The organism is Terribacillus halophilus (genome assembly GCF_900162685.1).
Classification (GTDB): Bacteria; Bacillota; Bacilli; order Bacillales; family Amphibacillaceae; genus Terribacillus; species Terribacillus halophilus_A.
The window spans coordinates 424693-451637 of the sequence record NZ_LT727828.1 but is presented as its reverse complement, the minus strand read 5'-3'; the positions used below and the strand labels follow the sequence as shown (position 1 = coordinate 451637).

The following is a 26945-nucleotide window of genomic DNA, read 5'->3' as shown; positions in this document are numbered from 1 at the left end:
GGTCCCGGGGCGACGGCCGCGGGATCTTTTTCATCCCATAAAGAAACGCAAAGCTGCCATTAGCAACATGCCGAATAACACAGTTAGCAACAAGCTTTTTGTCCATATGGCAAACAATATGGTTGGAACCATTATGGTGATTGTTTGCCAATCAAAGGAAACTGGCTCTCCTTCTTCAATAAAATTGGATACAACTAGCGCAGTTAGTATGCAGACGGGGATATATCCTAACCACTTCATAACTTGATTAGGCAATTTGAGGTTCCGAATAATAAGGAACGGCAAGATGCGCGGCAATGCAGTTACAGCTGCACAAGCAGCGATGAGTAACAGCATGGAAATGGAAATACTCATTTTTCTGTTATCACTCCAATCGTTGCGCCGATTATCGTTGCCAGCAGCACCGCCATATGAGAACTCATGAAACAAGACAAAATCAACATTAGAACAGCAATATAGAGGACAAGCTTTAAATAGTGCTTTATATTTACAGGGTCAATAGCATCCAGCTGCAAAACGAGCAAAGCAAGGAACATCGCTGTTAGTGCAAAATCAAGGCCAAACATTTCCGGCTCTGCAATCCAGTTGCCGAATAATGCACCTGCTATACATGCAATAATCCAGCATAGATACGCTGTTATATTTAATCCATTCATCCAGCTCACTGACATACGCTGCTTTTGCTGCACTTTACCAGCTGCCACACCGAATGTCTCATCAGTCAGCAGAATACCAATTCCTATATTGCGTCCAACAGAATAACGTGTAAAATGAGGCGCCAATGTTGCACTCATCAGGAAATGACGCAGATTTACAATAAATGTTGTTAGAATAATAGCTGCTGCCGGACTCCCATCCAGCAATAATGCTGCAAAGATGAATTGAGCAGAACCGGCGTATACGAGAATAGACAGCAGTGCCACTTCCAATGCACTCATACCAGCTGCAACACCGACTACACCTGCAGCAATCCCAATACTGATATAGCCTAGCAAAGTCGGGATACAATCCTTGACCCCTTGCTTAAAATCCAATCGGACTTTCTCCCCTGCCTTCCCTATAACTTCCACTCCTGCCACCCCTCTCTGTCTTATCCGTTCCTTTTCTCTATGAAGGATAGTATATCAAAGAGCAGAAGTTGTTGAAATACGCTTTCGTGACGACTATAGAGTCATTCTTCTACCTCATTTCATCTTTATCCTATATGATAATAGTACACTTACTCAAAATAACTCACTTACCCTTTGTAAGATTAGAATAAATATAGAACCTGATTACTTTTCCCCATTAACCTTTCTTGAAATAGAGCACGCTTTATTACTATTTTGCCGTCAGATGTTTTTTTCGTTATATTTTGGGTAATATTTCTTAGCTAACTTGAAAATTATTACTAAGTGTTTTAGAAGCGTACATATATTTTTATATAACAGGAGATAATAAATGGAAAACATTATAAGAGAATCAACTCAAGTCCTAGATAATAAGGCAGTTTTAGCAGCAGTAGAGGAATCCTTAGCGATGATTGAATTTACTCCATATGGTGAGGTACTGTGGGCAAACAGACATTTCGCTGAGACAATTGGCTATCAACGGAAAGAACTTACAGGAATGCATCACCGGCAATTTTGCGCACCTGATTTCAACCAAAGCACTGATTATGAACGCTTCTGGAACAAACTGCGCAGCGGCCAAACATTTCAGGATAAGATCATGCGGATTGCTAAAAATGGGGACGTAATCTGGCTGGAAGCTACTTACATGCCCGTCCGAGACACAACAGGCAGGGTATCAGCTGTTTTAAAAATTGCAACGGATATTACAGTTAGAGAAACCGGCACAAAAACAATCACCTCCGATTTGCAGGAGATGGCAAATAATCTTCGCGTTCGAACTGATTCCGGGATTGAAAAAAATAACCGCGCAGCAGATTCTATCGATGACATGGTTTCTATAACGTCAGTTAATAAGGAAGCAATCGAAGCTCTGACCAAGCATGCTGACTCTGTTCAAAAGATTGTCCAGACTATAAAAGATATTGCAAGCCAAACAAATCTGCTTGCTCTAAATGCAGCTATCCAAGCTGCTCATGCCGGGGAACATGGCAGAGCTTTCAACGTCGTAGCAGAAGAAGTACGGAAACTGGCTTCACACGCATCGGAGGCAACAAAACAAGCGCAAGCCAATATTAGTGGGATGACGCAGCATATTCAGCAAATGGAAACAGGCACGCATCAGGCACAGTATCAAAGCAAGGAAGGAAAAAAACGCGTACAGGAGGTTATAGAAGAACTTTATATCCTGAAGCAAGCCGCTCAAAATCTGGATAAACAAGCAAATGAACTCGCCTTGCTGATCTAGAGAATGGCGTCGCTAGGCACTTTTTCCTTTTGAATAAAAACAGACTAGTACAATATACCTACACCTTTATCTCTGTATGCTATATAATCAAGGCATAATAGCGGATGCTTGGTTAATTGACATAAATCAACAAAGCTAGTACGCTAAGTCCCGTTAAGGAATGACGTTTGGGGAGTAATAAAGTATGTATAAATTTGAGATTGATGACAAAAAGAAAGTCCTTCTTATCACAGCAGAAGGTTTCTTTAAGAATGATGAATCCGTGGCATTCATGGAAAAGCTATATGAAGCATTCGGATTAATCCAAGCTACCGACTATGACCTAATCGTCGATGTTAGCAATTTAGATGTGGTAAAACAGGATTTGGTTTATAAGATTGCGGATGCTTTCGAATTATATGATGAGCTCGGATTTAAGAACATTGTCATCATCAATCCAATTTCCATCTTAGCAAAAGTTCAACTTTTTAATATTGCAAGAAGTGTCCATTTTTCCGGCGCTTTTGTAGATTCTCTAGATGAATGGGAGGCGCGTTAACGCGCCTTTATCCAATCTGCACGCCGGTTGGTCGTTACGTGTACGACTAGGCCTATGATAGTAAGTAAAATGAGTGAGGTAAGAGCCAGTCTGCTTGCCAAGTCCCCCAAATCCTTCAGCACCAGTGTAATACTCCCATAAATTACAGGTCCAATAATAGAAGACACCTTTCCAGAAAATGCAAACAACCCAAAAAACTGCCCTTGCTTCTCTGCTGGGGACAGATCCACAATAAGTGTTCTTGATGTTACCCAAACAGATCCCAGAGCAATTCCAAAAAGCCCCCCAGCAACCCAAAACATCCATTGTGCGGTTGCCAATGCACCAATTGTTAAAGCAACGATCATCACCAAGGCAACGAATGAAAACGACCGATGTGCACCAATCTTATTTGCAATTTGTCCAAAGCAGAAGGAGCCAATAATTGCAGTCACAGTTGAAACAAGATATAACAAGATAAATTGACCAGAACTGAAACCAACCACTGAAACCGCATAAACGCTCATAACAGCTATTGTCGTAGCAATTGCGTCATTGACAAAGAAATAAGCCATCATGAATCGAAATATCGTGCGATGCTTGCTTACTTCTTTGAATGTGGTAATAATCTCTTTATACCCCTTCCATATGCTGACTCGCACATTTTTCTGTTTTGGCTGCTTGTCCTTAAGGAAAAATACTAAAGGTAAGGTGAAGATTAGATATAGTCCAGCTGTGGCCAGGAATACATATTCGTAACCAAAATCCATCAGAAAATAAACGAGCAGCCCAACAAGTGTACCGATATATCCTACCGCCACTCCAAATCCAGATAAAGTCGATAATCGTTCCCTTGGTACCAAATCACTTATCTTCGCATCATAAAATACAAGACTGCTGTTATAGAAAAACTTAGCCAGCACAAACACTAGTACAGTGGCAATAAACGGAATTGGTAATCCAAATAGCAATCTATCTAAACCCCATCCCGCAAACACGCCCATCAAGATTGTAGAGATAATAGAGATTACCGCAAACCGCACAATATAACGCTGTTTGCGTCCTGTTTGATCAATCCAAACGCCAAATAAAGGAGAGAAGATAACAAGAAAGAAACTGGCTAATGCATTCGCATAGGCAATCAGTGTATTACCGAGCTGCTGCATCTCCTCCGTATTTCCGATTGTGTCCGTCACATAAAAGGGAAAAAAGACTGTTGTAATATTAGATGAAAAGATTGTGTTGGCAAAATCATATAACGCCCAAGATAAGATTGGCAGCGAGAGCAGAAAACCGAGTCCGCTGCCTCGCTTTGTTGACTGCACGTCACGTTTACTTTCCATGAGAAGCCTCCTTTTTCTTCCACTATACCGTAAGCTCGAACATCCAGGTGTCATTTTACAAAAAATTAACAGCCCCCTCACATGCGTAACCTGCTGTGCCACGATAACTGCTAGTCTGCACTATTTACTGCTTCCGTTTTTAAAGGCAGCAAGATGGGTAGATTATTAAGAGATTAATTTTTTTAAAGGATGATATAATTTGAACTTACAGTCTATCGCGTTAATTGCTATCTTAATAGGTGTACTCCAAGCAATGCTCATACTGCTTGATTTCCGCATCCATCGCCAGATGATGAAAATCATGTATATCGTTTGGCCCATGATTGGTGTTTATTTTCCCTTTATCGGTATTTGGGCTTACTACAAAATTGGCCGAAAGGATAGTATGGCAAAAGGACAGGATATGGATGGTGACATGCACCATACTGACAAACCATTTTGGCAGCAGGTATTTGTTTCCACCACACACTGCAGCGGCGGTTGCGCATTAGGTGACATAATTGGCGCTCCAATTGTATTTTGGACAGGCTTTACAATTGCAGGAAGTACGCTGTATGCAGATTATGCAGTAGAATTTATTCTCGCCTTTCTGTTCGGTATTCTTTTTCAATACTTCGGCTTGGGAATGAACAAGAAAAAAGACAGCCATATCAGGGATGCAGTCAAGACAGATGCGCTTTCTTTGATTGCATTTGAAATAGGTATGTTTGGTTTTATGTATATAGCACACGCTGTATTGTTTAATGGTTTGCACCCAAATAGCTTCCTTTTCTGGTTTATGATGCAAATTGCAATGATTATCGGCTTTGCAACAAGTTATCCAGTCAATTGGATTATGGTGCGAAAAGGTATAAAGCACAGCATGTAAAAAGACACGGAAACAATGTTAGTATTGTTTCCGTGTCTTGATTGTTCATCCGACGCGCTATTTGAATTGCATCTAGCTAAGAGACAAATGATACCTAAAATTACATACACGACTCCTCTCTCTGTCATCGCTTATATACACTTTATAAACAGAGAGCATCTCACCTCATTTACTCGACCACTTGTTCCACAATCGAGTGTCCGCGGGATTCGTCATCATACATCCATTCCCACTGCTCATGCAACCGAATTCGGCCATCTGGCAAGATTTCTGGTGTCGACAAACATTGCCCGCTGCGCAGTTCACCCTGTTTATTAATATGATGATAACGAAATCGCAGCTTGCCATCTGGCTCTGCCAGACCAATTAGCCTGCCTTCTAGAATTGAACCGCCACGATAAGCAGCTGTGAGGATTTGACCTTCCTGTCGGTAATGAAAAGTCGTTTGACTGGATACTTCTCCGTTGTCCGAATTAGCAACAGCTCGGAATGTCAGATTATGATAATTCATTTTTCACTATCCACTCTTAGCTGCTTCCGAGCCCGCTCCGCGCGTTCTTTCGCTTCCTCAACTGTGTCTGCAGCTGATAATACAACTGCAACACGACGACCGACAGTTGTGTTCGGTTTGCGAAATACCCAAATTTGGGTTTCCGGCTCTTGCAGCGCTTCTCGCATTCCGGATATATGGTAAGAGTCAAATGTGGCATCCGCCTTCAATGGGCTTGTGGCACCAGGCTTCATCAATTTTATCTCTGTGATTGGCAATCCCATAATTGCACGTATATGCAGAGCAAATTGAGACAGCTGCTGTGTTGCCATCGTCACCATACCTGTATCATGCGGTCGCGGCGAAACTTCACTAAAGTATACTTGGTCATCAGCAAGAAAGAGCTCTACGCCAAACAATCCATATCCGCCTAGTCCTGCTGTTACCCGTTCAGCTATTTCCTGCGCCTCCTCCAGCTGCGCATCTGACAAGGGATGCGGCTGCCAGGAAGCCACATAGTCGCCATTCTCCTGCTCATGCCCAATCGGTGCACAAAAGTACGTTCCATTTACTGCTCTAACCGTTAACAGTGTAATTTCTGCATCAAATCGAATGAATTCTTCAACAATAACACGCGGTTTCTGCACTCTTCCTCCTTCCATTGCCATTTGCCAGCTAGACTCGATATCTTCTTTACTGCGGCAAACGCTCTGCCCTTTACCTGATGAACTCATCAACGGTTTAATTACACATGGAAACCCGATTTCTTCTACTGCTGCTTGGAATTCTTCATATGTATCAGCAAATTGGTAGGCAGCCGTTGGCACATCTAATGTTTCCGCGGCAAATCGGCGAATACCTTCCCGATCCATCGTCAATTGTGCCGCTTTGGCCGTCGGCACGACATGGTATCCTTCTTTCTCTAACTCAATTAATTCATCTGTAGCGATTGCTTCAATCTCTGGAACGATAAAGTCTGCTTTTTCCCATTCGAGGATTTGTCTTAGCTTACTAGCATCCAGCATATCAATCACATAGCTTCGATCAGCAACAGCCATTGCTGGCGCTCCATCGTATCGGTCAACTGCTATTGTTTCAAGTCCGAGCCGCTGCGCTTCCAGTACAACTTCTTTTCCTAATTCTCCAGATCCAAGTAAGAGCATTTTTTTCGTTTGAAACATTCAATCGCCTCCTAAAAATTATACAGCCATAATTCGGCTTTATCTGATATGCTTATGTTACCATGCCTGTACAAAACAGGTAATCCGCAACTGTATTTCTAGGAGGAAAAAAGTGTTCTCGTTCATCGACATTCCTGGTATCCACCTTATCTATACTATTATCAGCGTTATGCTGCTGAGTGTTCTTACTTTGGTTGTATTATATGTGAGTCAGCATATGATGCGGACAGGAGTAACCGCCTGGAAGGTAGTCATGGTGTCTGCCTTGACAGGTGTGAGCGGTGCATTGGCAACCTTCTTATTTATTTTATCGATAGATGCCGATCAATTGCAGCATGCCTCAGGACTGTTTTTTCTCATCAGTTTCCTCGTAAGCACAATGGGCGGCGCCATCACATTACGCATGATTCGCATTCCTATTGAAAACACAAAATATAACTTGCTGCTCAGCATCTTATTGGCCTTTATTATCTATTCGCTCTATGTGTTCACACCGTTAACTTTGTACGCAGACCAGATTCAGGCCAATCCAGCCGAAGTAATTGTTACGATAGCGCTGACCCAATCCACCGTCTTCTCTTTGTTCCGGTTTTTGAACATGTATACAAATAGAAGACAAATAAAATGGAGTAAATTCACTCTGTTAGCAGGAAGCTTCATGACTGGTATTGCCATTACAGGGTTAGGTTACAGTATTTTCGCTGCCTTTATTTCTTCTCCTTCTACTGAAGATGGAGGACTACTATTCCTGCTGCCCATAGGTATCGTCTTGTTTATAAATATATTCCTAACCGTTATACCACTGCTTTACAGGAACCGGACGTTGCTGACGTTGCATCAGCTCTATCAATCGTTGTTTGATGATAACCCATATGCAGTCTTTGCTGTCGAAACGAACAATAAGATTAAGCATGCAAATAAGAAAAGCACACATTTATCAGGCTTTGACAATGATTCTATTCATTGCTTGGATGCAGCATCTTTGTTTCCTGATAAGGAAGACTTTCAAGAAAAACTCGCAATTCTTAAAAACGGCAGCCCTCAACAATGGGATACCTTGCTCGTCCAGCGTTCCGGTGAACAAATTGATGTGCATGTCACAGCTATACCAACTATTATTAGGCAGCAGGTTGTTGGTTACTTTCTCGTGATGAAAGACACGTCTCAAACAAAAGAAACCGCAAAACAAATTCAATTTCTTGCTTATCATGATGATTTAACTAGGCTGCCGAATCGCCGATTAATGCAGCAGACAATGCAGCAATATTCCAAAAAACAAATACCGTTCAGTATCATGCTCATTGATTACGACCTTTTCAAGCGCATTAATGATATTTTTGGCCATTCTTTTGGTGACGAAGTGCTAATAGAAACGGCTGATAGACTTACAGAAATACTCGATGGCAGCGGCACAGTCCACCGGGTCGGCGGAGATGAATTCCTGCTGATTGTTCCGGGTGACCAGACTACTCAAATCGCGGAAACAATTGTTAAGAAATTTCAGCAGTCAATGCGTATCCAAGAATACGAACTCGTCTTACAAGCTAGTATTGGGATTGCTTCCTATCCGACAGACGCAGAGGATATGGATAATCTATATAAGTATGCTGATATCGCGATGTACCAAACGAAAGAAAATGGCGGAAATGGCTATACAGTGTTTCATCAAGAAATGGCAGAGAAACAAGTACTTCGCTTTGAGATAGAACATGAATTACAGAAAGCGATTGAGACACAAGCATTCGACCTGTATTTTCAACCTAAGTTCCATAGTTTCAAACGAGAAATAACAGGGGCTGAAGTGCTGCTTCGCTGGAACCATCCAGAGCGCGGATTCATACCCCCAAATGTCTTTATTCCCATTGCGGAAGAAAGCGGCCTAATTGTTGGAATAGAACGAAGTGTCATTGAACGTGTTATGGCTTGTTTGGCAGACTGGGGACCTGCAGCAGAAAACACAATTCCATGCATCTCAATCAACGTATCAGTCAGTACTTTCTTACAGGATGATTTCTCCACCTTTTTCTGTGATTGTCTGCATCATTATAATATTTCAGGCCACTTACTGGAGCTTGAAATCACCGAACGTGTTGTCATGCAAAATGAAGCGAAAATTAATACGATCTTGCAGAAACTGCGGGAGACAGGTGTCCGAATTAGTATTGATGATTTTGGCACTGGCTACAGCTCCTTGAGCTATTTGGATAAGCTCAAGGTTGATATTCTCAAGATTGATCAAACGTTTATCCAGCATATTCAGCACAACCAGACGATTGTTGCTGCCATCCAATCACTGGCTGATAACTTGCAGCTTCACACGATTGCCGAAGGCGTCGAGACTGAAGAACAGCTTCAAAAGCTTCGTTTACTCGGCTGTACAGAGGTGCAGGGCTATTTATTCTCCAAGCCACTGCCGCAAGCTGACTTTGAAGCTTTCTATATTGAAAAAATACCCGTTTGGCATTAAGCCAGCGGGTATTTTTGTATAAGCCTCAGCCTGTTCCAGCATACTAATAGCCAATACCCGAAGAGGAAGTGGAACTTGTGCGGACGTATGCAAACAGAAAAGCGATCCTGCTTAGTGTGGCAGCGATACTTATCTTTGTCTCCCCTCTGTTTTTACTTGGAGATCAAGCTCATATCCGCGTCCACGATAATCTCGACTCCAACCTGGCCTGGTATAAAGTACTTGCCGAAAGCGGACAGTTATTTGGCGGAATTCATGCTGTTATTCCACAGATAATTGGCGGTTTGCCAAGAGACGCTCTTGGTACAGAATGGACACTCATCGTTTGGTTACATACCTGGTTTCCGACAATGACAGCTTATGGAATCAGCCAGCTGTTCACGAGACTGATTGCGTTTCTGGGCATGTATTTGCTGCTTCGTACGCACATAATCCGGAATGAAAAAGCGCATTGGATTGTTGCTCTCGTATCACTTGCCTTTGCACTTACACCTTTCTGGCCGTCAGGAATGCTTAGTACAATGGGACATCCATTAGCACTGTGGGCCTTCCTATCCATACGGGCTCAGAAAGCAACCTGGAGACATTGGATTGCCATTACATTGCTTCCCTTCTATGCGAGTTTCGTCCTTGGCTTTTTCTTTTTCCTCGCTTTAATGGGAATCATTTGGCTAATCGATCTCATTCGATATCGTCGTCTCAATCTTGTCTTTTTGTTCAGCATAATCTGGATGACTACCGTTTTTCTCGCAACGGATTATCGACTCGTCTACACGATGATAGCCGGCTCTGAGACAATGCATCGGGTAGAGTTTGTCTCTTCCAGACAAGACTTTTCCCAAACACTTCGTTTATTTCAGAAAAACTTTTTGCTAGGACACAATCATGTGATGACGCTTCATACATTTATCATACTTCCCGTGCTCATTATTGCACTGCTGCTCGTTCTTTTCACAAAAAGACGCACGAGACCCATGCATATTTATCTTGGTCTGACGGGGTTAAACCTGCTTCTCTCCTTTTGGTATGCCCTTTGGTTTAATAAAATATGGAAGTTACCAAAAGAACATCTCGATTTGTTATCTGCATTCAATTTCGCTCGCTTCCATTTTCTGCGTCCACTCGTTATCTACGTTAGTTTCGGCTTGGCTTGTTATTTGTTATGGCAGCTTGGCAGGCGTAGCATACGCGGATTGGTTTATCTAATTCTCTGCCTGCAGCTAGTCGTTTTGGCTTTATCAAATGAAGAGATTGTTTACCGCTATAAGCAAGCACCTTCCGTGGGAGCATTTTATGCCGTCGAACAGTTTCAGGAGATTCGCGATTATATAGATCTGCCCCAAAGCTCCTATAAGGTAGCAAGTATTGGTCTGCATCCTGCCATTGCGCAGTATAACGGGTTTTATACAGTGGATACATACAATAACATCATACCACTCGCATACAAGCACCAATTCCGCGAAGTAATTGCTGGTGAACTTGCAAAAGATAAACAGCTAAAACGGTATTTTGATGAATGGGGCAGCCGCTTATACGTTTACTCTGCGGAGTTAGGCAAACATTATGACTTCCGTAAGCATACTAGCAAGACTATCAAAAATCTTGAGTTAAACACGCAAGCATTACATGATTTAGGTGGTGCCTTTATCGTTTCCTCCGTTCCAATTGAGAATGCTGCAGCCAACAACCTGCAATTCGAGCGGAGTTTCGATCACCCCGATTCAGCATGGCGCATCCATCTGTATCGTGTGCAATCAAAGGAGGGAATACATTGACTTCTACATTACCTGTACTGACCTTAGTAATTCCTTGCTATAACGAAGAGGCAATTTTGACCAATACTTGCGCTAAGCTTAGTTCAACTTTGGCTTCCCTAATGGTAGAACAGCTCATCTCTCCAGCGAGCACAATCCTCTTCGTTGATGACGGCAGCAAGGATCATACTTGGCAGCTGATTAAAATCGAACACCTAGCCAACCGGCTTGTTACCGGTATCAAGCTTGCGGCTAACGCTGGTCATCAGCGGGCACTTCTTGCCGGGATGATGCATGCCAAACATTATTCAGATTGTGTCATCACACTGGATGCTGACCTGCAAGATGACATCTCGGTTATCCGGACATTTGTGCTGCGTTATCTTGAAGGATTTGAAATAGTATACGGCGTCCGGAATGATCGAACCTCGGATACTAGTTTTAAACGCAATACCGCTGCCCTCTTCTACCGGTTTATGAATACGCTTGGCATTCGGTTAATCTCAAATCATGCTGACTACCGGCTGCTAAACAAGCGGGCGCTAAATGAGCTAAGCCGTTATGGAGAATCAAAATTATTTCTGCGCGGCATCATACCACAAATCGGATTTAAGTCTGATATCGTTCCTTATGAAAGAAAACGTCGTCTTGCTGGCGAAACAAAATACCCGCTCAAGAAGATGCTTAGCTTTGCATTTGAGGGTATTACATCTTTTAGTGTCGCGCCAATACGCTTGATTGCTGCAATCGGTTTTACCCTGTTTTTAATTAGCATGCTTGCCGCTTGTTATGCTGCCTTCCAGAAGTTATTCGGCAATCCCGATGCAGGCTGGACCTCGCTAATTATCTCTATCTGGCTTCTTGGCGGCCTTCAGCTGATGGCTATCGGAATTATTGGTGAATATATTGGTACTATTTTTGCAGAAGTTAAAAAACGACCACTGTATTCAATCGATTCTACACTGGAGCAAATACATCCAATAGGCACAACGAAATTTACAAAGACTTAACAATTATTTTGCATTAGGTCCGCTTTTCTGTTAGAATATCTTACAAACAGGATACCCCCAAAATATTTCTGTTTGTTTGCTGCTGTGTGCTCAGCAGCATGAAAAAAGCCACTCCTTTGAGTGGCTTTTTTGCTTTCTATTCTTGTTAATCTCCGCTAATCCGTGATTCCCTAGCAGCTTCTGTCTGCTTTTCTACATAACTGCTGTACTTTTTATGCCAAAATTTAAGGGAAACAATATATAGAATAATATTGGCAACAACAAGGACGGCAATTGACGGCCAAAACCAGTTCGACACTGCAGCATTCTCATAAGCCAATCCAATTGGAGAGAAGACAACGTAAACAAGTAAGATAGCCATAATCAGTGTGATAGAAGCAGGAATAGCATGCTTCCAAGGAACCAGATGATCTTCCCCATTTTCAGCGTAGAAGACCGGCTTGATTGTTTGAAGCGGTTTCGCTTTTGCCATAATTAGCATAAAGACCACTTCAATTGCCAGCAAGATGCCATATACATGGATATAATTGATTCCTGGATCCCAATCGAAAATCTGTCGGAAACCCCAGACCATCATGTAATACGCAAGAACGTGGAATCCAATGACCACTTTTGCTGCCATGGAAGGAATTCGCTTGAAAAGCATCCCCATTAAGACAATGACAAGGATTGGAATATTAAAGAACCCTGTAAATTGGCGGATTAAATTCCATAATCCATTGGGTGCGTACATCAAGAATGGTGCAACAAAGAAGGATACGAGCGCAATGAAAATGCCGAGTATCTTGCTGACCTTGATGAGTTTATCGTCAGAGGCTTCCGGATTAAATACAGGTTTGTATATATCCAGGACAAGCAGCGTTGCCACACTGTTTAGTATTGAGTTAAAGCTGCTTAAAACTGCTCCAAACAGTACAGCAAGGAAGAATCCAAGCATCCAAATTGGCAGCACGTCACTAACTAATGTCGGATAACTCAAATCACTATCTCTGATAGAATCACCGTACATATGGAATGCAATCAGACCGGGAAGCAACATAAAAATTGGCACTAGCAGTTTCAGATAACCAGTGAACAGCACGCCCTTCTGTCCTTCTGCTAAATTTTTTGCACCTAATGCACGCTGAATAACGTATTGATTCAGCGCCCAGTAGAACAGGTTAGCAAATAGGATACCTGTAAAAATGGAGAAGAAAGGAACATTATCATCACTGCTGCCAATGGCATTTAGTTTCTCCGGGCTATTTTGGACAATATGCTTCATCCCTTGGACCATGCTCCCATCACCAAGCATGATAAAACCAAGTATCGGAACAAGAAAACCGATGATAATAAGTCCGATACCATTCAATGTGTCGGATACTGCTACAGCACGTAATCCACCGAAAATAGCATAAATTGCTCCAATTATTCCAACGAACCAGATTGTCAGCCACAATGCCTGTGTATATGTAATGTTAAGAAGTTCAGGAAGATCAAATAATTGAAGGACGGCTACACCACCCGAATAAAGCATGGAAGGTATTGTTACACACATATAGCCGAGAAGGAAAAGAATTACTGTCATACGACGGACTGTTTCATCATAGCGTTTGCTCAGAAACTCTGGAACTGTGGAAATACCAATTCCCAAAAACTTCGGGAGCAGGAAAATAGCCATAATGATGGCAGCCAGTCCAGCTGTTACTTCCCACGCCATCCCTGACATGTTGTTTGCAAAGCTTTGACCATTCAAACCGATCAACTGCTCGGCTGATAGGTTAGTTAGTACAAGCGATCCAGCAATAAACACTCCTGTTAAACCACGTCCAGCCAGGAAATATTCATCAGCTGAACCAACATTTCCCTTTGTCATGTAATATGATACTGCTGCCACTAATGCCATGAAGATAGCACAAGTTGCCAGGATAAAGATAATTTCACCAATACTGAACATGCAATCACCCTTTATGTAGAAGATAGGCCTGAAAACTACCTAGGCATCTATTAAGTAACCGATTTCTTGCATTGGAAAACCTGTTTTTACAAATTTGTATGCACGTTCACCGAATCTGGTGCTGTTCGTACATATGCCAGCTCATAAAGATTCTCATCTTGTAACGCAATCCAAGCTAACTGCAGCTGCAATGCATCCCGAAGCTGTTCTTTTGCACGCTGAATCGGAAGCAGTTTCTCCACAGATTTTATAGCACGCGGCAATCTATCGATAATGCACTCTCTAATAAGACCTGTATACATACCTACATGAACGCTAGCCGTCACAGCATCAACGATATAATCGTCCCATACATATTGAAATTGAAAAATATATGCTGGCTCTAGTTCATCCTCAATAGCGGCGTCGGCAGCCGGCTCTGCATCAGCTAGCTTCCAACGCTTCCATGGTTCCTCTTCCTCAGCAGCCAAAGATAGGAATCGAACCGCCTGCAGCTGTAGCTCCTCTTCCGTTAACAATTCATCTTTCTGCCACGGGGTCGCACCTGAATAGAAAATCACTTCCTCATTTTTACGAACAGCAACCTGATCTGGTATATCTTCTATGCTATGTGCTTCAACCAGCTCTTTTTCTGCCCAAAGCTGCAATCCTTCTTCCTCTTCCTGATAATAGTTAACAAATGTTTCCGTAAGTCCCATTAAAGCCGTCCAATCTTCCTTCCCTTCTGTTTCTTTTATATCAGTTAACACGGGTGGCAATTCACTGTAAAGGGCCGTTCCATCGGCGCGAACGCCGATTGCTTGATCGAAAAGCTGATAAACAGCAGCCCCATCTGCCACTGTTAGAATGATCGGTGATTCTTTCAGCAGATTCTCTTTGGCAGTTGCGACTGTCACCGGCTCTTTTCTATCAAGCAGTGTATATGTATGTTTGTATAATTGTGCTGCTGTTATATAGCCAGAACGATGCACTTCTGCAGTCAGCCCTGTACTTGGAATCGGCAAATGGTATTTGGGATCAGATTCTGCCAAACGAATAACTGCGTGATCCTCATATTCCTCTATCTGGACCGTTTGGTTCGCTTCCGGATAAAAAGCTGATGCAAACTGGTTTGCTGCCAATACAGGTTCAGTTCCTGCCTTATCGGGCAGCTCAACTGTCAAGTCAAATCCAATCAGCTTACCTTCAGTATCTAGGTCAATGATACCGCACTGTTCTTTGTCCTCTGTTAAAAGAAGCAGCATGTTTCCCGCTTCCTCAACCTGTACGAATGGCGGAAGAAATTGCTTTAATTTTTCTAATAGTTCTTTCATGGTTAACTCCTTTTCTTCTGCATAATTGCTATCATTATGGCACAAATACAAAAAGGCGCACCACAGCAGCTGCCGTCGTGCGTCTATTCATTTATTGTATACTGTAAGTTTTACCGTCGAACCAACCGGGTCTTGGAGTGAGTACGTGTATTTTTCCTGTTTCACTTCCAAACCTGCTGCTTCTGCCCTTTCGATTGCTTGCCGACGGACATCTTCATCTGGATAGACAATCGTAAACCAATCCATGCCAGCTTCATCTATACTAATAGAAGGTGCATTTGCTCCATGCCACGTATTGAGTCCGATATGATGATGATAATGGCCTGTGGAGACAAATAAAGCGCCAGGATATCCTGAAACAACCGTCTCGAATCCTAATACATTGTTATAAAATGCTGCTGCTTCACCGATATGCCGCATATACAAGTGTATATGGCCGATGACAGTACCTGCCGGAAGACCCGTCCATTCCCCCTCGGTAGTTTCTTTTAGCAGGTCCTGTCCATCAAGCGGATCGGTTGTCATTTGAACTTCTCCGTTTTCCCATTTCCAACTTGTGTCTTGCTTATCTGCGTATATCTCAATGCCATTTCCATCAGGGTCATTCAGATATATCGCTTCACTAACACCATGATCTGATGCTCCGAATGCTACCCGATGCAGCACATAGAATTTAACTACATCTGCCAAATCTTTTCTTGAGGGTAGCAGCAATGCGAAGTGATAGAGACCGGCATGCCGATCTGGCTTCTGCTTAAGCTCTTTGCCTTCCTCAAGATACAGCAAAATATCAGTGTCTGAACCAAGCGCGGCTCTGCCTGTTTCCTCTTCGATTACTTGCAAACCGATTACATTTGTATAATAGTCTACGGATCGATGGAGATTTGCTACTCGTAATTTCACTTGGCCAACATAGGTTTGCGGCGGTTGTTGATAAAAGATAAAAGCTCCCCCTCAATCACTTACTTAATGTAAGTAAGTATATTTTAGAAAGCCATTAACGTCAAGTAACAAAAAAGAACACCACGTTTCCGTGATGTTCTTCTAATTACCAATATAACAATCCGACGATTGTTGCAGATAAGAAGCTGACTAATGTTGCACCGTATAGAAGTTTCAGACCAAACTTCGCTACCGTATTCCCTTGTTTCTCGTTGAGACCTTTCACGGCACCAGCAATAATACCGATGGAAGAGAAGTTCGCAAAAGAAACGAGGAATACGGAAACAATTGCAGTAACACGATCGCTTAACACGTAAATCCCGCTGTCTAGCGTCTGCATCGCAACAAATTCATTCGATACCATTTTTGTAGCCATAATGCTCCCTGCATCAATCGCTTGTGACCAAGGAATACCCATTAAGAATGCAAATGGCGCAAACACGTATCCAAGCAGTTCTTGGAAGTTAATACCGAATATAGCATCAAAGATACCATTAATCATGGCAATTAAGGCAACAAAGCCGATTAGCATTGCTGCTACGACTACAGCCACTTTGAAACCATCCATTATGTATTCTCCAAGCATTTCAAAGAAGGTTTGTTTTTCGCCTTTTTCTTCCTCAATCATATCTTCTTCTGGGTCTACATCATACGGATTAATAATCAAAGCAATGATAAATCCGCCAAACAAGTTCAAAACAAGCGCTGTTACAACATAACGCGGCTCAAGCATTGTCATATAAGAGCCGACAATCGACATCGACACAGTAGACATTGCAGATGCACAAAGTGTATATAAACGATGACGCGGCAACAAGCCAAGCTGTTTTTTCAGAGAGATAAATACTTCTGATTGTCCTAGTACAGCTGAGGCAACTGCGTTGTAGGACTCCAGCTTCCCAAGTCCATTCACCTTGCTAAGTGCAATTCCGATATATTTAATAAGGAACGGCAAAATGCGCCAGTATTGCAGAATTCCAATTAATGCTGAAATGAAAACAATTGGAAGCAGAACATTCATGAAGAAAGTAGATTCTTCAGGGTTCACAAGTCCGCCAAAAACAAAGGTGATTCCTTCTGCTGCATAAATGAGCAGTTGATTAAATCCTGTTGATATACTTCCTACCAACACGTTTCCTGCTCCTGTATTCAAGAGGATGTAACCGAATACAAGCTGCAGCACAATCATGATAATAATCGGGCGAATCTTCACCATTTTTTTATTTGAACTAGCTATCCATGCTAACCCCATAAATACGAATAAACCAATGATACCAATAATGTAACTCATGATGCTCCCCTTTCGCGCCTTTTGCCATAAGCTTTAGACGACATTACTCATCAAAGTAAAACATTTTTTTCACAACGAGTCCTATTATGCCATATTAATTCGTCATTACGTAGCATCATGTGAAAAATAAATGTATTGGAAATATTCTAACTTATGTCTCGCATTGTACAAGGATAATGGGAAGAAGACAAGCCTGTCTAATTGAATTAGTATAACGCAAAATTAAGCGCTTTTACACAGGGTATTTACTCTCCTTTTAGTTTCGCTTTACAAGCTGTATGTATACACGATTTCTCGATCTCTTTTACAGAATGCGTCCCGCATAGAAAGACCGCTGTTCGGAAACAGCGGCGTCTTATTTAATGGAACGTCATCGTATAAGTAGAACGGAAATCATTTTGCGGAAGAAGCTGCTGGATACCTGTCTTCTGCGAAAACTCTCCCATTGAATCTACTGTATCAGCAATCCCGAACCATGGCTCGATACAGATAAAAGGTGCCATCGTTTCTGTTGCTTGGTCATATTTTGACCATATACCAACAAATGGGAAACCAGACATTGCAACAGCGACGCCATTCCCTTTTTCTGATTGAAGATGCACTTCTTCAATGTGGTCGTATACGAGCGCATCGTTTGCAAAAAGATCTGCTTTAACTGGTGTCGCCGGCAGTACTGTTGGCTGACCATTCTTCTGAATCAAGCCATCAACTAGTTCATAAGCGGTTACTTGCTTGCCTTGCACGGGTTTCAATTGAAGCTTATAATCTGCTGTTTCTTCTCCCGGTACAAGCGGGATTCGAAAAGCCGGATGAGCTCCAATGGAGAAATACATCGTCTTCACTTGCTCTAGATTAGTCACTTTCCAATCAACGGACAACTTATCTTGATCCAAGTGATAAGAAATCTCTACACGGAATTCATAAGGATAGACTTCCTTGTAACCCCCATTAGATTCCAAAATGAATGTAACAGCAGATTTGTTAGCGCGGAACACTTGAAACTTTGCATCGCGCAGAAAACCGTGCTGTGAAAGTTCGTACGTGTTCCCTTCCGCTTTATACTGATTATCCTTCAATCGTCCGACAATCGGGAATAAGACGGGCGACACACGACCCCAATAGGCAGCATCTCCGCTCCACATATAAGAAATCTCTGTATCCTTATGGAAGACACTGCGCACTTCGGCACCTAATTCAGCTACTTCCACCTTCAATAGATCATTCTCAATACAAATCATGCTTCGTTCACCTTCAATATCTTTTCACGAATTGCTTCTGCCACTCCATGCGCATTATTAGAGGTAGTGATATAATCAGCCGCTTCCTTGATTGCTGGAATTGCATTTTCCATCGCAACGCCACAGCCCGCATACTGAATCATAGATAAGTCATTGCCATTGTCGCCAATCGCCATTACTTCCTCTTGTTTAATTCCGAGCTGTTCCGCAAGCTGCTTCACGGCATTCCCCTTGCTTGCTTCTGGATGCAGAATTTCATAGAAATATGGTGCACTCTGCACCATCGTGTATCGTTTTTTCCATTCTTCCGGTACATTGTCAATTGTCTCACTCAGGCGTGCTGGTTCATCAATATACATGATTTTCGGAATAAGCACCTCCTGCGGAATTTCATCTACTGTACGGTAATGAAGCGGCATTTTCGTCATATAAGATTCCAGAACTGTATAGTTACTAATATCCCGATTGGAAGTATATAAGTTTTCTGCATCGAAATAATGCATTGGTGTTTCAAGTGTCAAACTAAGCTGATGTAAATCAATAAAGTCATCATGCGTTAAAGATAACTGCGAGACTACTTCATTCGTATGCGCGTTTTGAACAAGCGCCCCATTAAAAGCGATAACAAAGTCTCCGTCTTCATTTAAAACCAATTCTTCCAGATAACGATACACGCCATTTATCGGTCTGCCTGTGCAAAGCACAATCTTCACACCACGTTTTTTGGCTTCCTGAAGCGCTTCATGCACCTCCATTGTTACTTCATGCTGATCATTCAACAATGTGCCATCCATATCAATTGCAACAAGTTTATACATATACCTTTTCCCCCTCAGATAGTGTCCTATGTACTTTCTTTTCTAGTATAGCGAAATATGACATAAATAGTTGTCACATTCCTTTGTAATACGTTGCAATTCGCTTTTCTTTTATACAGCCATTCTTTTTGAAAACACGCTGCATTGGTAAATTGGCAGCATGCGTGCTGCCTTCGTATACAACAGCTCCCATTTCTTGAAGCATAAATAAGCTGGCCGCATGAACGAGCTGCCCTAAACCTTGTCCACGCACAGTTGGCAAAGAACCGATATAATAGATGCGCCCCTCCCCATCTTTTCCTGGTTCCAAATGCGGAATTGTCATAGCAATTGGTACGTCACCCTGATAGATGATACGGCAGCTCATCTGCCAATTATCTCCCAACAGGTCTTTCACATCCTGCAGCTGAAATTCTGCAGGGCGCGTGGAAGCTTTGTTAGCCGAGTCCACCATACAAGCCTCCCATACTTTCAAAAACTTATTTTCAGTAGTTTCGCCCATTCCCACAGCTTCCCATCGATAATAAGTTGGGAGCATTTGTTCATTTGCCAGCTGTTTCTGATAGACATACTTTTTAGCGAACAGATTATACCCATAATCGAGCAGTTCGCTATGAAGTGTGTCATAACTTTCATCCTCTGTATATATAATGACTCGAACATGAATAGAAGGATTTTGATCTATTTCTGTATTTGCTTTCTCAACCAAACTGCGAAGTTCCTGAACACTCACGTTCTTATCAACTTGTTCAATGTCGATTTGATTAGGGAATAGGTTGTACTGAAATGACATCACGGTCACCTACCATTTCAATCGATCAAGCAGCTGCTGAAGGTGCAAAATCTCTTCTTCTGAAATGCTCCATTGTGTAACTTCCTGTTTAATAGCTGCTAAGGTTCCGTACTCTCTGACAAATCCATTCAGCCGTGCCACGATTGTTGAATGATGAAAGCCAGCTTCATTAGGAAAACAAGTCATCAGCTGTTCCGTCGCTCGTTTAAACCGTTTTAAATAGTATTTTTGGTGATGCGGCTCCGCTTCAGCGAATTGGTGTAACGGCGCTATTTCTGTATAAAACGTATCATCTTGTTCGGTTTCCAAATGCCGTTTAACCATTTCCATCACGCGCTTCTGATCGGCATTGCGATAAAGCAAAAGACTAATGTACTGTCTTTCCTTATACACAGCTCGATTTGGATTGTGATCTTGCCAGAACTTACGCAGCAGCTGCTCAAGCGATATCACATCCAAATCAAAAGTTACTTCCACCGTCTCTGTATGGTCTCCCATTTGGCGGTATGTCGGATTTGTTTTTGTTCCTCCCGCGAAACCAACCCGTGTATGAAGAACTCCTGGCAGCTGTCCGAAATTCGCTTCCGGACTCCAGAAGCATCCCATCCCGAAGACAAGGGTATCTGTTCGTTTGTTTTCCAGCATATGCTGTTCTATTTCTTGTATGTTCGTATCCATTTACCTATACACCCTTTCTATCTAGAACAAAAGAACTGTAAATAAATCCCACATCATTCAACAAGAGTTGACCAATGGTTAGCGAATAACCCCTTTATTTGACTAACGATTCTGCCTTCCAACAGCATTCTTCTGTGCTATTATGTGACTTAAGAACCAGTAAGTAAGCTTGAGCAGATTCATCTCGTGTATCTTATGACAGCATGTGTTAACTTCCGATAAGCCTGCTCGCTTAATTTCAAAAGGAGGAAGCAAGTAAACATGATCACTGTTCCAGGCAGCACGGAAACACGTACTTTATCTAAAATCAAGCGCACATATATGCGTCCGCGGATTGTCGCCTTTATCCCCGCTCACAATGAAGAAAAGGCCATCCACGACTGCTTGATGGGATTGAAAGAGCAGGTACTGCCTAGCGGTGTGGAACTTGACGTCTTCGTTGTAGCAGATAATTGCACGGATCGCACCGAAGAAATTGCTCAGGAAGCGGGCGTTGAACTTGGATTGTCTATTAATATTATCGTAACAGAAAATAACAAACAGCGAAAAGTTGGAGCGCTGAATGCCGTCTGGAAAAACATTTATGGCGATAATATGGATATCTTCGAAATGGAACGAACAGATTACGAGATAGCTTACCAGCGTTCTGTTAAAGGTATACTCGGAATGGATGCCGATAGTCGTTTAGCTCCGCGAGCACTTCAATACTTATGGGACGGATTAATGAGTGCACGAAATATTGGCGGCGTAATGGCTAAATATACAATGCGTATGCCAAAGAAAAAAAGTCTCCTCTCCAAAGATGATCCTTATTATGAAGAGAAGCTTTACAGCGGAGAGTATGGCGGTCCAATGGCTAGGTGGTGGACACATCAGCAGAAGCAAGACATGGCCAGCTGGCTCCTCAACTTGCAGTACCGAGGCGGCAGCACATATGTGCTTGGCGGCCAGGCGACGTTATTCAGACCTGAAGCATTATATGAAGTCATGCAAAGCAATAAACTGGACGGTCCTTGGCAAAATGACTCCGATGTAGAAGATATGCTGCTAACTTGGCAACTCCAGAAAAATGGCTGGAAAACGCTAGTCAGTCCGCGTGCACGCTGTTTTGTCGATGCAATGCGCTCTTATCATACATTCCGTAATCAGCGTGTAAAATGGAGTTCTGGTACAGTCAGCCTGCTTACCGATCGCGATCTAATGTTGAAAACAAGACATACCGGTCATTTGTGGCGTTCTCAAATGAAATCATTAATGGATTTGCTCATCCGCGTCATCTTTGTACTAATGCTTGGTTCAGCAATTGCAACCGACCAATTTCAGTGGTCCTGGATTTGGGTAATCCCAATTGGACTCGCCTCGTTACTGAATGCTATTCTGGCACTCAAGACTCCGATGCATCGACCCATTGATGTCATACTCGCGTTTTTGCTCATAAGTCCGGAAATTTATTTATGGGTAAATTTGATGACTTTTGCTCAAGTTTGGGGCGAAAAACTATCCAATGATAAAAAAGATGGCTGGGCAAACCAATATCAAGCAGAAGCAGGCAAAACGAAAAGCAAGCTCGTTCAAGGTGTACTTGCTTTACTGTTAGTCATTAGTCTTGTCATTTTCGCTTGTTACTATTTCCGCGATTACCTGACGAGTGAGGCAGTCCAAGAAGCGACAAGTCCTTACTTAATGGCTGGATGGATTGGTTTAACCGGCTTGACCATCTTGATGTCTCTTATTATGGTCTATCAGATTTGGACACTGCGAGGCAGACATCAAGCATAACTGTAATAACCCGCCCTTTCCTAGGGCGGCATTTTTGCTTTATACTTGGAGCAATAGACAGAAAGAAGGGGATCGCCTTGTTATTTCGACCTTGTATTGATCTACATAATGGACAAGTAAAGCAAATTGTCGGCTCTTCCATTACGTCAGAAAATGACAAAGTGGTGGAGAACTTTGTCTCTTCCCACAGCGCTGCACACTATGCTGCGTTATTTCAGGAAAAACAAGTTTCAGGAGGACATGTTATCATGCTCGGACCTGGTAATGAGCAAGCAGCAAAAGAAGCACTTCAAGCTTATCCCGGTGGGTTACAAATCGGAGGCGGTATCAATCCTGAGAATGCGGCAGCTTACCTGGAGGCTGGTGCAAGTCACGTTATTGTCACCTCTTATATTTTTCATGACGGTATATTAGATGAAGACAGACTGCGAAAAATAACAGAAACAGTCGGCAAAGATCGACTTGTTATTGATTTGAGCTGTACGTACCATGACGGAAAATGGTTCGTTGCCACAGATCGGTGGACGAAACGGAGCGATTTTGAAGTTAACGCTGCGAATTTAACAGCGCTCGCTGCTTATTGCGATGAATTCCTCATTCATGCCGTGGACGTAGAAGGAAAACAAAATGGCATCCAAGAAGAGCTTGTCCGTCATTTGGCCGCTCACATGCCAGTAATAGCAACATACGCTGGGGGAATACGCTCCTTGGAAGATATCGACCTCTTCCGAAAATTAACGAATCATAACATGTGTTATACAATCGGAAGTGCACTCGACTTATTCGGCGGTAATGTTTCATTAGCTGATGTTCTAACGAAAGAGAATAACTAGAAGAGACTGGGACACGATTAATTTAGTATAATAGCGAACAATTAATACATCCATTCTTAATATAGTCCTCCGGCGGCGGCTGCCTCTTCAACTCTTGCTGTTACTGTTGGACACTAATAGCTTTTGAAATAAGACACCGACAAGAAAATCGCTTCTTATTTTCGAGGAGTCTCCATATTCCACCTATACTAGTGAAGGTTTCCCATAATTCAAAACAGCGGAGTGTATTTCCGAAGCGTTGCGCTCATCTTAGTTTCCCCATGAAAAAATCCAAACAACGCTGCTGTTAATTGCAGTATGGTTTGGATTTTTAAATAGCATAGCTTAAACAGTTATGTTTCAGCTTCTTATTTCCATTTATCTGTGAAGTTTGAAAGCAAACCTTGTGCTTTCTCAGTTAAGCTTCCTGTCGCTTCATTGGCTTGTTCGGTTACCTGTTGTACTGCTTCTGTTCCTTGGTCCGCAGCACCTTGTAACGCTTCTGTTCCTTGGTCCATAGCCTCTTGCCCCAGCTCTGTGCCCTGCTGTGCCAAATCGCTCGCCTGATCAGTTAGATTATCAACACCTGATGCTTCTGTTACAGAATCAACAGCTTGCTGCGCTTGTTCGGATACTTGCTCACCGTTCAGCAGTTCACCTGCTTTATTAACAAGCTCTTCTGGTGCAATATCACTTATCTTGTTACCGATAAGTTCCTTAAAGGAATCAAAAATCCCCATATAAACACCTCCTATGGGTTCACTATATGACATAGCTGTACGAAATACAACGCTTACACCTTGTATAGCACGTAAAGAAAGTGTGAACAAACTATCTGTTGGCTGCATATTCCCATACATCTTTTAAAGAAGCAGAAAGCGTACGCGTCGGCTCCCAGCCAAGTGCACGAATTTTTTCGGCTGTCATTGACAGTTTCGCTTCGATTGCTGCCTCTGTTTTCGCATGTATTGAGAACTTATAGTTACTCACTTGCCGGAGTACCGACAAAATTTCTCCCAAAGAAACCCATCGTCCTGAAGTGATTTCGTACGTTTCTCCAGCCTGACCATGCAAAAGCAACACTTCGTAAGCTTCCACCAAGTCTCTCACATCAATAAAATCTCTTGTTACGGTGACATCACCAACGTAGAATTCCGTTTTTCCTGTTTCCTTTAGCTGACGAACTTGTTCTGCAAATACTGTGCATACACCGTTTGATTTTCCCGGACCTATTAGATTAGAAGGTTTGGCAATCATAACATCTGTACCGAATAGGTTATGCCAGGCGAGGCCTACTGTTGTCTGCAATGTCTTTGTTAGACTATATGGGTGCGTTGGCGTTGCCAGGCTAGCTATTTCATCTTGCAGCACACTTCCAGCAACCACCAAACGAGCCGGGAGTTCAATTGTTCGAATTGATTCCACTATATGAAGTGTAGATTCCACATTTGCCTGCCAGCTTTTTAATGGTGTTTCCCAAGATGCAGATACACTGTTCTCTCCTGCAAGATGAAGAATATAATCTGGCCTTATATTTTCCAACAGTGCATGTACGGCCGTCTTCTCCGTCAAATCAAGTGTATGAATTGTTAGCTTCTCTCCAATGTCATCAAGCTTCGTTTGCCTTGTCACCGCATCTACAGCATACCCTTTTTTCAGAAAATGCCTTACTGTATGACGACCGGTAAAACCGCTTGCCCCTGTAATTAGAATCCGCTTTTCCATACATACCTCCTGTTACATCAAATGCACATCTTGAAACAACTGCTTCCACAGTGCATTATTCCCTTCCCAAATCTCATTGTCTGGCAGCTCTACGCTATAGACGTTATCTATTGGCCAATGTTTTTCAACAATCCCAGAAACTGGGCCATGGTTCACTATGAGGATCCGAAAATCATGTTCAATAATTGAACGGAGAACTCGCTGAAGCTCTGCCGTATCCTCGAGTGTGGCATTCGTCCGAATAAATAATATACGCTTTGCTGTAATCAGTTTTTCCAAAAGCCGGTTTACACGGCGATCCAGTTTCTCCTTCACCTGCGGATACATCGGCAGCTGTGTCAGGCTGTTCTGCGCTGCATGAAAGTCATGATTGGACATAATTAAATTTCTTTCGTCCGAGACAAGCAACATATCTGCTGTTGCGTAGCCGGCAATACGCAGATTTTCATGAAGCATAAAATCCGCAAAACGCTTCTCGAACAGCTGTATCACATTAGGCAGAAGCGGCGATCCCATCCAATCAAGCGGCCCCGAAAATGGCCGAAGATTATTCTTCTTCATTTGAATGGCTCCAAGACAGAGATCTCCAAGACTATAAACAGCATCATAACCGCCTTTTATCAAATCGTTTCCCACACATATTCCTCCTTTTGCAATCTCCCCTATCTATTAGATTCACTCCTCTGTTTTTACGGAAGAGCAAACCGTCCAGTTTAAAAGAAATTACATCTGGCTCCATGCCTTTTGTATACCATCTGTAAGAGATGTAGATGGAAGCCATTTTAGTTGCGCAACGGCTTTATCATTACAAAGACAGCTGTGAGAAATGTCTCCAGATCGGCTAGAGGTGAATTGCATATCTAAGGAAGGATGTAACTGCTTAAAACATGCGACTAGATCAAGAATCGACGTGCTGGTACCAGTACTAGCATGATAAGTACCGCTTTCTTCCTTCTGCATTGCGGCAATATTAGCCGTTACGATATCGTTCACAAAGATAAAGTCCCTTGATTGGGTGCCATCTCCGTGGATCATAATCGGTTCTTTTCGCTTCAGCTTTTCTAAGAATACTGCCACAACACCGCCTTCGCCCTTCGGTTTCTGCCCCGGTCCGTATACATTTCCGTAACGGAGGATTGTGTAAGGAAGTTGATAAAACTGGTGGAATAGCTGGATGTATTTCTCAGCAGACAGTTTGGATAAGCCATAATAAGAGATTGGGTTCGCTATATCTTCTTCTTGAATCAAAACCTTTTGGATGTCACCATAGACAGCAGAGGTGGACGCAAAAATAAATTTCTTTACTCCTGCAGTACGGCTCGCTTCCAGCATATTGATTGTGCCGCCAATATTTACATCTGCATCTTGCACTGGGTTTAATATGCTTTTTGTTACATCTGCCTGCGCTGCTAAGTGGAACAGTATATCAGGCTGCTCTTCAATGACGGCACGATACGCGTCTGCACTTTTAACATCAAATTGATACAGCCGTACATCCTGCGGAATATCAGTATTTCCAGCTGAGAGGTCATCCAAGATGACAACCTCATGCCCCTCACTTTGTAAAGTCTTCACAAGGTGAGAACCTATAAATCCTGCTCCGCCAGTCACAATTATCTTCATAATGGACCT

The 26945-nt window shown here is 42.6% G+C and carries 25 protein-coding genes; 8 read left to right on the top strand and 17 right to left on the bottom strand.

Going from position 1 to position 26945, the window contains the following annotated elements; translation table 11 throughout:
* Positions 1-30: 30 nt before the first annotated feature.
* Together B1K52_RS06995 and B1K52_RS06990 are read right to left on the bottom strand one after the other, a co-directional pair.
* A complete protein-coding gene (locus B1K52_RS06995) occupies positions 31-354 on the bottom strand; it encodes an AzlD domain-containing protein (protein ID WP_077306695.1) in 324 nt (107 codons plus the stop codon).
* Positions 351-1034 carry an AzlC family ABC transporter permease gene (locus tag B1K52_RS06990; protein WP_256855864.1) on the bottom strand — a complete coding sequence of 228 codons (684 nt, stop codon included), beginning with the start codon at positions 1032-1034 and terminating at the stop codon, positions 351-353. Before B1K52_RS06990 ends, B1K52_RS06995 begins: the two co-directional genes overlap by 4 nt.
* Positions 1035-1440: 406 nt before the next feature.
* On the opposite strand from B1K52_RS06990, the gene B1K52_RS18410 reads away from it, so the two are divergent.
* Entirely contained in the window at positions 1441-2358 is a 918-nt protein-coding gene (locus B1K52_RS18410) for a methyl-accepting chemotaxis protein (RefSeq protein WP_077306691.1), read from the top strand.
* A 184-nt stretch (positions 2359-2542) separates the two neighbouring features.
* A complete protein-coding gene (locus B1K52_RS06980; RefSeq protein WP_077306689.1) occupies positions 2543-2896 on the top strand; it encodes a hypothetical protein in 354 nt (117 codons plus the stop codon).
* Here B1K52_RS06980 and B1K52_RS06975 read toward each other — a convergent pair.
* Entirely contained in the window at positions 2893-4218 is a 1326-nt protein-coding gene (locus B1K52_RS06975) for an MFS transporter (RefSeq protein WP_077306687.1), read from the bottom strand. The genes B1K52_RS06980 and B1K52_RS06975 overlap by 4 nt on opposite strands.
* Before the next feature lie 199 nt (positions 4219-4417).
* Here B1K52_RS06975 and B1K52_RS06970 point away from each other — a divergent pair, with 199 nt between their 5' ends.
* Positions 4418-5086, top strand: a complete 669-nt coding sequence (locus tag B1K52_RS06970) for a DUF4396 domain-containing protein (protein ID WP_256855863.1) — start codon at positions 4418-4420, stop codon at positions 5084-5086.
* Between the two features lie 169 nt (positions 5087-5255).
* On the opposite strand, the gene B1K52_RS06965 is transcribed toward B1K52_RS06970, so the two are convergent.
* Complete coding sequence (locus B1K52_RS06965; protein ID WP_077306685.1) at positions 5256-5597, bottom strand: avidin-fold protein; 342 nt, start codon at positions 5595-5597, stop codon at positions 5256-5258.
* Positions 5594-6757: a formate-dependent phosphoribosylglycinamide formyltransferase gene (purT, locus tag B1K52_RS06960; protein ID WP_077306683.1), complete on the bottom strand. Its 1164-nt coding sequence runs from the start codon at positions 6755-6757 to the stop codon at positions 5594-5596. Before purT ends, B1K52_RS06965 begins: the two co-directional genes overlap by 4 nt.
* Positions 6758-6869: 112 nt before the next feature.
* On the opposite strand from purT, the gene B1K52_RS06955 reads away from it, so the two are divergent.
* The 3 genes from B1K52_RS06955 to B1K52_RS06945 all read left to right on the top strand — a co-directional run bounded on the left by B1K52_RS06955 (position 6870) and on the right by B1K52_RS06945 (position 11988).
* Positions 6870-9224, top strand: a complete 2355-nt coding sequence (locus B1K52_RS06955) for a putative bifunctional diguanylate cyclase/phosphodiesterase (protein ID WP_077306681.1) — start codon at positions 6870-6872, stop codon at positions 9222-9224.
* 68 nt (positions 9225-9292) lie between these two features.
* Positions 9293-10999 (top strand): DUF6044 family protein, encoded by a 1707-nt coding sequence (locus B1K52_RS06950; protein WP_077306679.1) that lies wholly within the window; start codon positions 9293-9295, stop codon positions 10997-10999.
* Positions 10996-11988 carry a glycosyltransferase family 2 protein gene (locus B1K52_RS06945; RefSeq protein WP_256855861.1) on the top strand — a complete coding sequence of 331 codons (993 nt, stop codon included), beginning with the start codon at positions 10996-10998 and terminating at the stop codon, positions 11986-11988. Before B1K52_RS06950 ends, B1K52_RS06945 begins: the two co-directional genes overlap by 4 nt.
* Positions 11989-12133: 145 nt before the next feature.
* On the opposite strand, the gene B1K52_RS06940 is transcribed toward B1K52_RS06945, so the two are convergent.
* The 8 genes from B1K52_RS06940 to B1K52_RS06905 form a co-directional block, all read right to left on the bottom strand.
* Positions 12134-13924 carry a solute:sodium symporter family transporter gene (locus tag B1K52_RS06940; RefSeq protein ID WP_077306675.1) on the bottom strand — a complete coding sequence of 597 codons (1791 nt, stop codon included), beginning with the start codon at positions 13922-13924 and terminating at the stop codon, positions 12134-12136.
* A gap of 86 nt (positions 13925-14010) precedes the next feature.
* The gene (locus B1K52_RS06935; RefSeq protein WP_077306673.1) at positions 14011-15237 is read right to left on the bottom strand and encodes a hypothetical protein; all 1227 of its coding nucleotides are present in this window, start codon (positions 15235-15237) and stop codon (positions 14011-14013) included.
* A gap of 87 nt (positions 15238-15324) precedes the next feature.
* Positions 15325-16140 carry a VOC family protein gene (locus tag B1K52_RS06930; RefSeq protein ID WP_077306671.1) on the bottom strand — a complete coding sequence of 272 codons (816 nt, stop codon included), beginning with the start codon at positions 16138-16140 and terminating at the stop codon, positions 15325-15327.
* A 145-nt stretch (positions 16141-16285) separates the two neighbouring features.
* Positions 16286-17470 carry a NupC/NupG family nucleoside CNT transporter gene (locus B1K52_RS06925; RefSeq protein WP_077306669.1) on the bottom strand — a complete coding sequence of 395 codons (1185 nt, stop codon included), beginning with the start codon at positions 17468-17470 and terminating at the stop codon, positions 16286-16288.
* A gap of 359 nt (positions 17471-17829) precedes the next feature.
* Entirely contained in the window at positions 17830-18708 is an 879-nt protein-coding gene (locus B1K52_RS06920; protein WP_077306667.1) for an aldose 1-epimerase family protein, read from the bottom strand.
* A complete protein-coding gene (yidA, locus tag B1K52_RS06915; protein ID WP_077306665.1) occupies positions 18705-19526 on the bottom strand; it encodes a sugar-phosphatase in 822 nt (273 codons plus the stop codon). The genes B1K52_RS06920 and yidA overlap by 4 nt, the downstream gene beginning before the upstream one ends.
* Before the next feature lie 73 nt (positions 19527-19599).
* Positions 19600-20319 carry a GNAT family N-acetyltransferase gene (locus B1K52_RS06910; protein ID WP_077306663.1) on the bottom strand — a complete coding sequence of 240 codons (720 nt, stop codon included), beginning with the start codon at positions 20317-20319 and terminating at the stop codon, positions 19600-19602.
* 9 nt (positions 20320-20328) lie between these two features.
* Positions 20329-20997: a peptide-methionine (S)-S-oxide reductase MsrA gene (locus B1K52_RS06905; RefSeq protein ID WP_077306661.1), complete on the bottom strand. Its 669-nt coding sequence runs from the start codon at positions 20995-20997 to the stop codon at positions 20329-20331.
* Positions 20998-21258: 261 nt separating this feature from the next.
* Between B1K52_RS06905 and B1K52_RS06900 the strand changes: the two genes are divergently transcribed.
* Both B1K52_RS06900 and hisA read left to right on the top strand, forming a co-directional pair.
* Positions 21259-22776, top strand: a complete 1518-nt coding sequence (locus B1K52_RS06900) for a glycosyltransferase family 2 protein (RefSeq protein WP_256855860.1) — start codon at positions 21259-21261, stop codon at positions 22774-22776.
* Positions 22777-22853: 77 nt separating this feature from the next.
* Positions 22854-23609: a phosphoribosylformimino-5-aminoimidazole carboxamide ribotide isomerase gene (gene hisA / locus B1K52_RS06895; protein WP_077306659.1), complete on the top strand. Its 756-nt coding sequence runs from the start codon at positions 22854-22856 to the stop codon at positions 23607-23609.
* 347 nt (positions 23610-23956) lie between these two features.
* Here the strand turns inward: hisA and B1K52_RS06890 are convergent, their stop codons facing one another.
* The 4 genes from B1K52_RS06890 to B1K52_RS06875 all read right to left on the bottom strand — a co-directional run bounded on the left by B1K52_RS06890 (position 23957) and on the right by B1K52_RS06875 (position 26936).
* Entirely contained in the window at positions 23957-24328 is a 372-nt protein-coding gene (locus B1K52_RS06890) for a hypothetical protein (protein WP_077306657.1), read from the bottom strand.
* 91 nt (positions 24329-24419) lie between these two features.
* Positions 24420-25313 carry an NAD-dependent epimerase/dehydratase family protein gene (locus B1K52_RS06885; protein ID WP_077306655.1) on the bottom strand — a complete coding sequence of 298 codons (894 nt, stop codon included), beginning with the start codon at positions 25311-25313 and terminating at the stop codon, positions 24420-24422.
* Between the two features lie 12 nt (positions 25314-25325).
* Positions 25326-25949 (bottom strand): DUF1796 family putative cysteine peptidase, encoded by a 624-nt coding sequence (locus B1K52_RS06880; protein WP_143588851.1) that lies wholly within the window; start codon positions 25947-25949, stop codon positions 25326-25328.
* Between the two features lie 87 nt (positions 25950-26036).
* Positions 26037-26936 carry an NAD-dependent epimerase/dehydratase family protein gene (locus B1K52_RS06875; RefSeq protein WP_077306653.1) on the bottom strand — a complete coding sequence of 300 codons (900 nt, stop codon included), beginning with the start codon at positions 26934-26936 and terminating at the stop codon, positions 26037-26039.
* Between the last annotated feature and the right edge of the window lie 9 nt (positions 26937-26945).

Excerpts from the sequence above, each read along its gene's own strand:
- B1K52_RS06940 (WP_077306675.1), bottom strand. The coding sequence starts at position 13,924 with ATGTTCAGTATTGGTGAAATTATCTTTATCCTGGCAACTTGTGCTATC.
- B1K52_RS06980 (WP_077306689.1), top strand. The coding sequence starts at position 2,543 with ATGTATAAATTTGAGATTGATGACAAAAAGAAAGTCCTTCTTATCACA.
- B1K52_RS06920 (WP_077306667.1), bottom strand. The coding sequence starts at position 18,708 with ATGATTTGTATTGAGAATGATCTATTGAAGGTGGAAGTAGCTGAATTA.
- B1K52_RS06995 (WP_077306695.1), bottom strand. The coding sequence starts at position 354 with ATGAGTATTTCCATTTCCATGCTGTTACTCATCGCTGCTTGTGCAGCT.
- B1K52_RS06900 (WP_256855860.1), top strand. The coding sequence starts at position 21,259 with ATGATCACTGTTCCAGGCAGCACGGAAACACGTACTTTATCTAAAATC.
- B1K52_RS06905 (WP_077306661.1), bottom strand. The coding sequence starts at position 20,997 with ATGGATACGAACATACAAGAAATAGAACAGCATATGCTGGAAAACAAA.
- B1K52_RS06965 (WP_077306685.1), bottom strand. The coding sequence starts at position 5,597 with ATGAATTATCATAATCTGACATTCCGAGCTGTTGCTAATTCGGACAAC.
- B1K52_RS06910 (WP_077306663.1), bottom strand. The coding sequence starts at position 20,319 with ATGTCATTTCAGTACAACCTATTCCCTAATCAAATCGACATTGAACAA.
- B1K52_RS18410 (WP_077306691.1), top strand. The coding sequence starts at position 1,441 with ATGGAAAACATTATAAGAGAATCAACTCAAGTCCTAGATAATAAGGCA.
- yidA (WP_077306665.1), bottom strand. The coding sequence starts at position 19,526 with ATGTATAAACTTGTTGCAATTGATATGGATGGCACATTGTTGAATGAT.
- B1K52_RS06875 (WP_077306653.1), bottom strand. The coding sequence starts at position 26,936 with ATGAAGATAATTGTGACTGGCGGAGCAGGATTTATAGGTTCTCACCTT.
- B1K52_RS06885 (WP_077306655.1), bottom strand. The coding sequence starts at position 25,313 with ATGGAAAAGCGGATTCTAATTACAGGGGCAAGCGGTTTTACCGGTCGT.
- B1K52_RS06935 (WP_077306673.1), bottom strand. The coding sequence starts at position 15,237 with ATGAAAGAACTATTAGAAAAATTAAAGCAATTTCTTCCGCCATTCGTA.
- B1K52_RS06925 (WP_077306669.1), bottom strand. The coding sequence starts at position 17,470 with ATGAGTTACATTATTGGTATCATTGGTTTATTCGTATTTATGGGGTTA.
- B1K52_RS06975 (WP_077306687.1), bottom strand. The coding sequence starts at position 4,218 with ATGGAAAGTAAACGTGACGTGCAGTCAACAAAGCGAGGCAGCGGACTC.
- purT (WP_077306683.1), bottom strand. The coding sequence starts at position 6,757 with ATGTTTCAAACGAAAAAAATGCTCTTACTTGGATCTGGAGAATTAGGA.
- B1K52_RS06890 (WP_077306657.1), bottom strand. The coding sequence starts at position 24,328 with ATGGGGATTTTTGATTCCTTTAAGGAACTTATCGGTAACAAGATAAGT.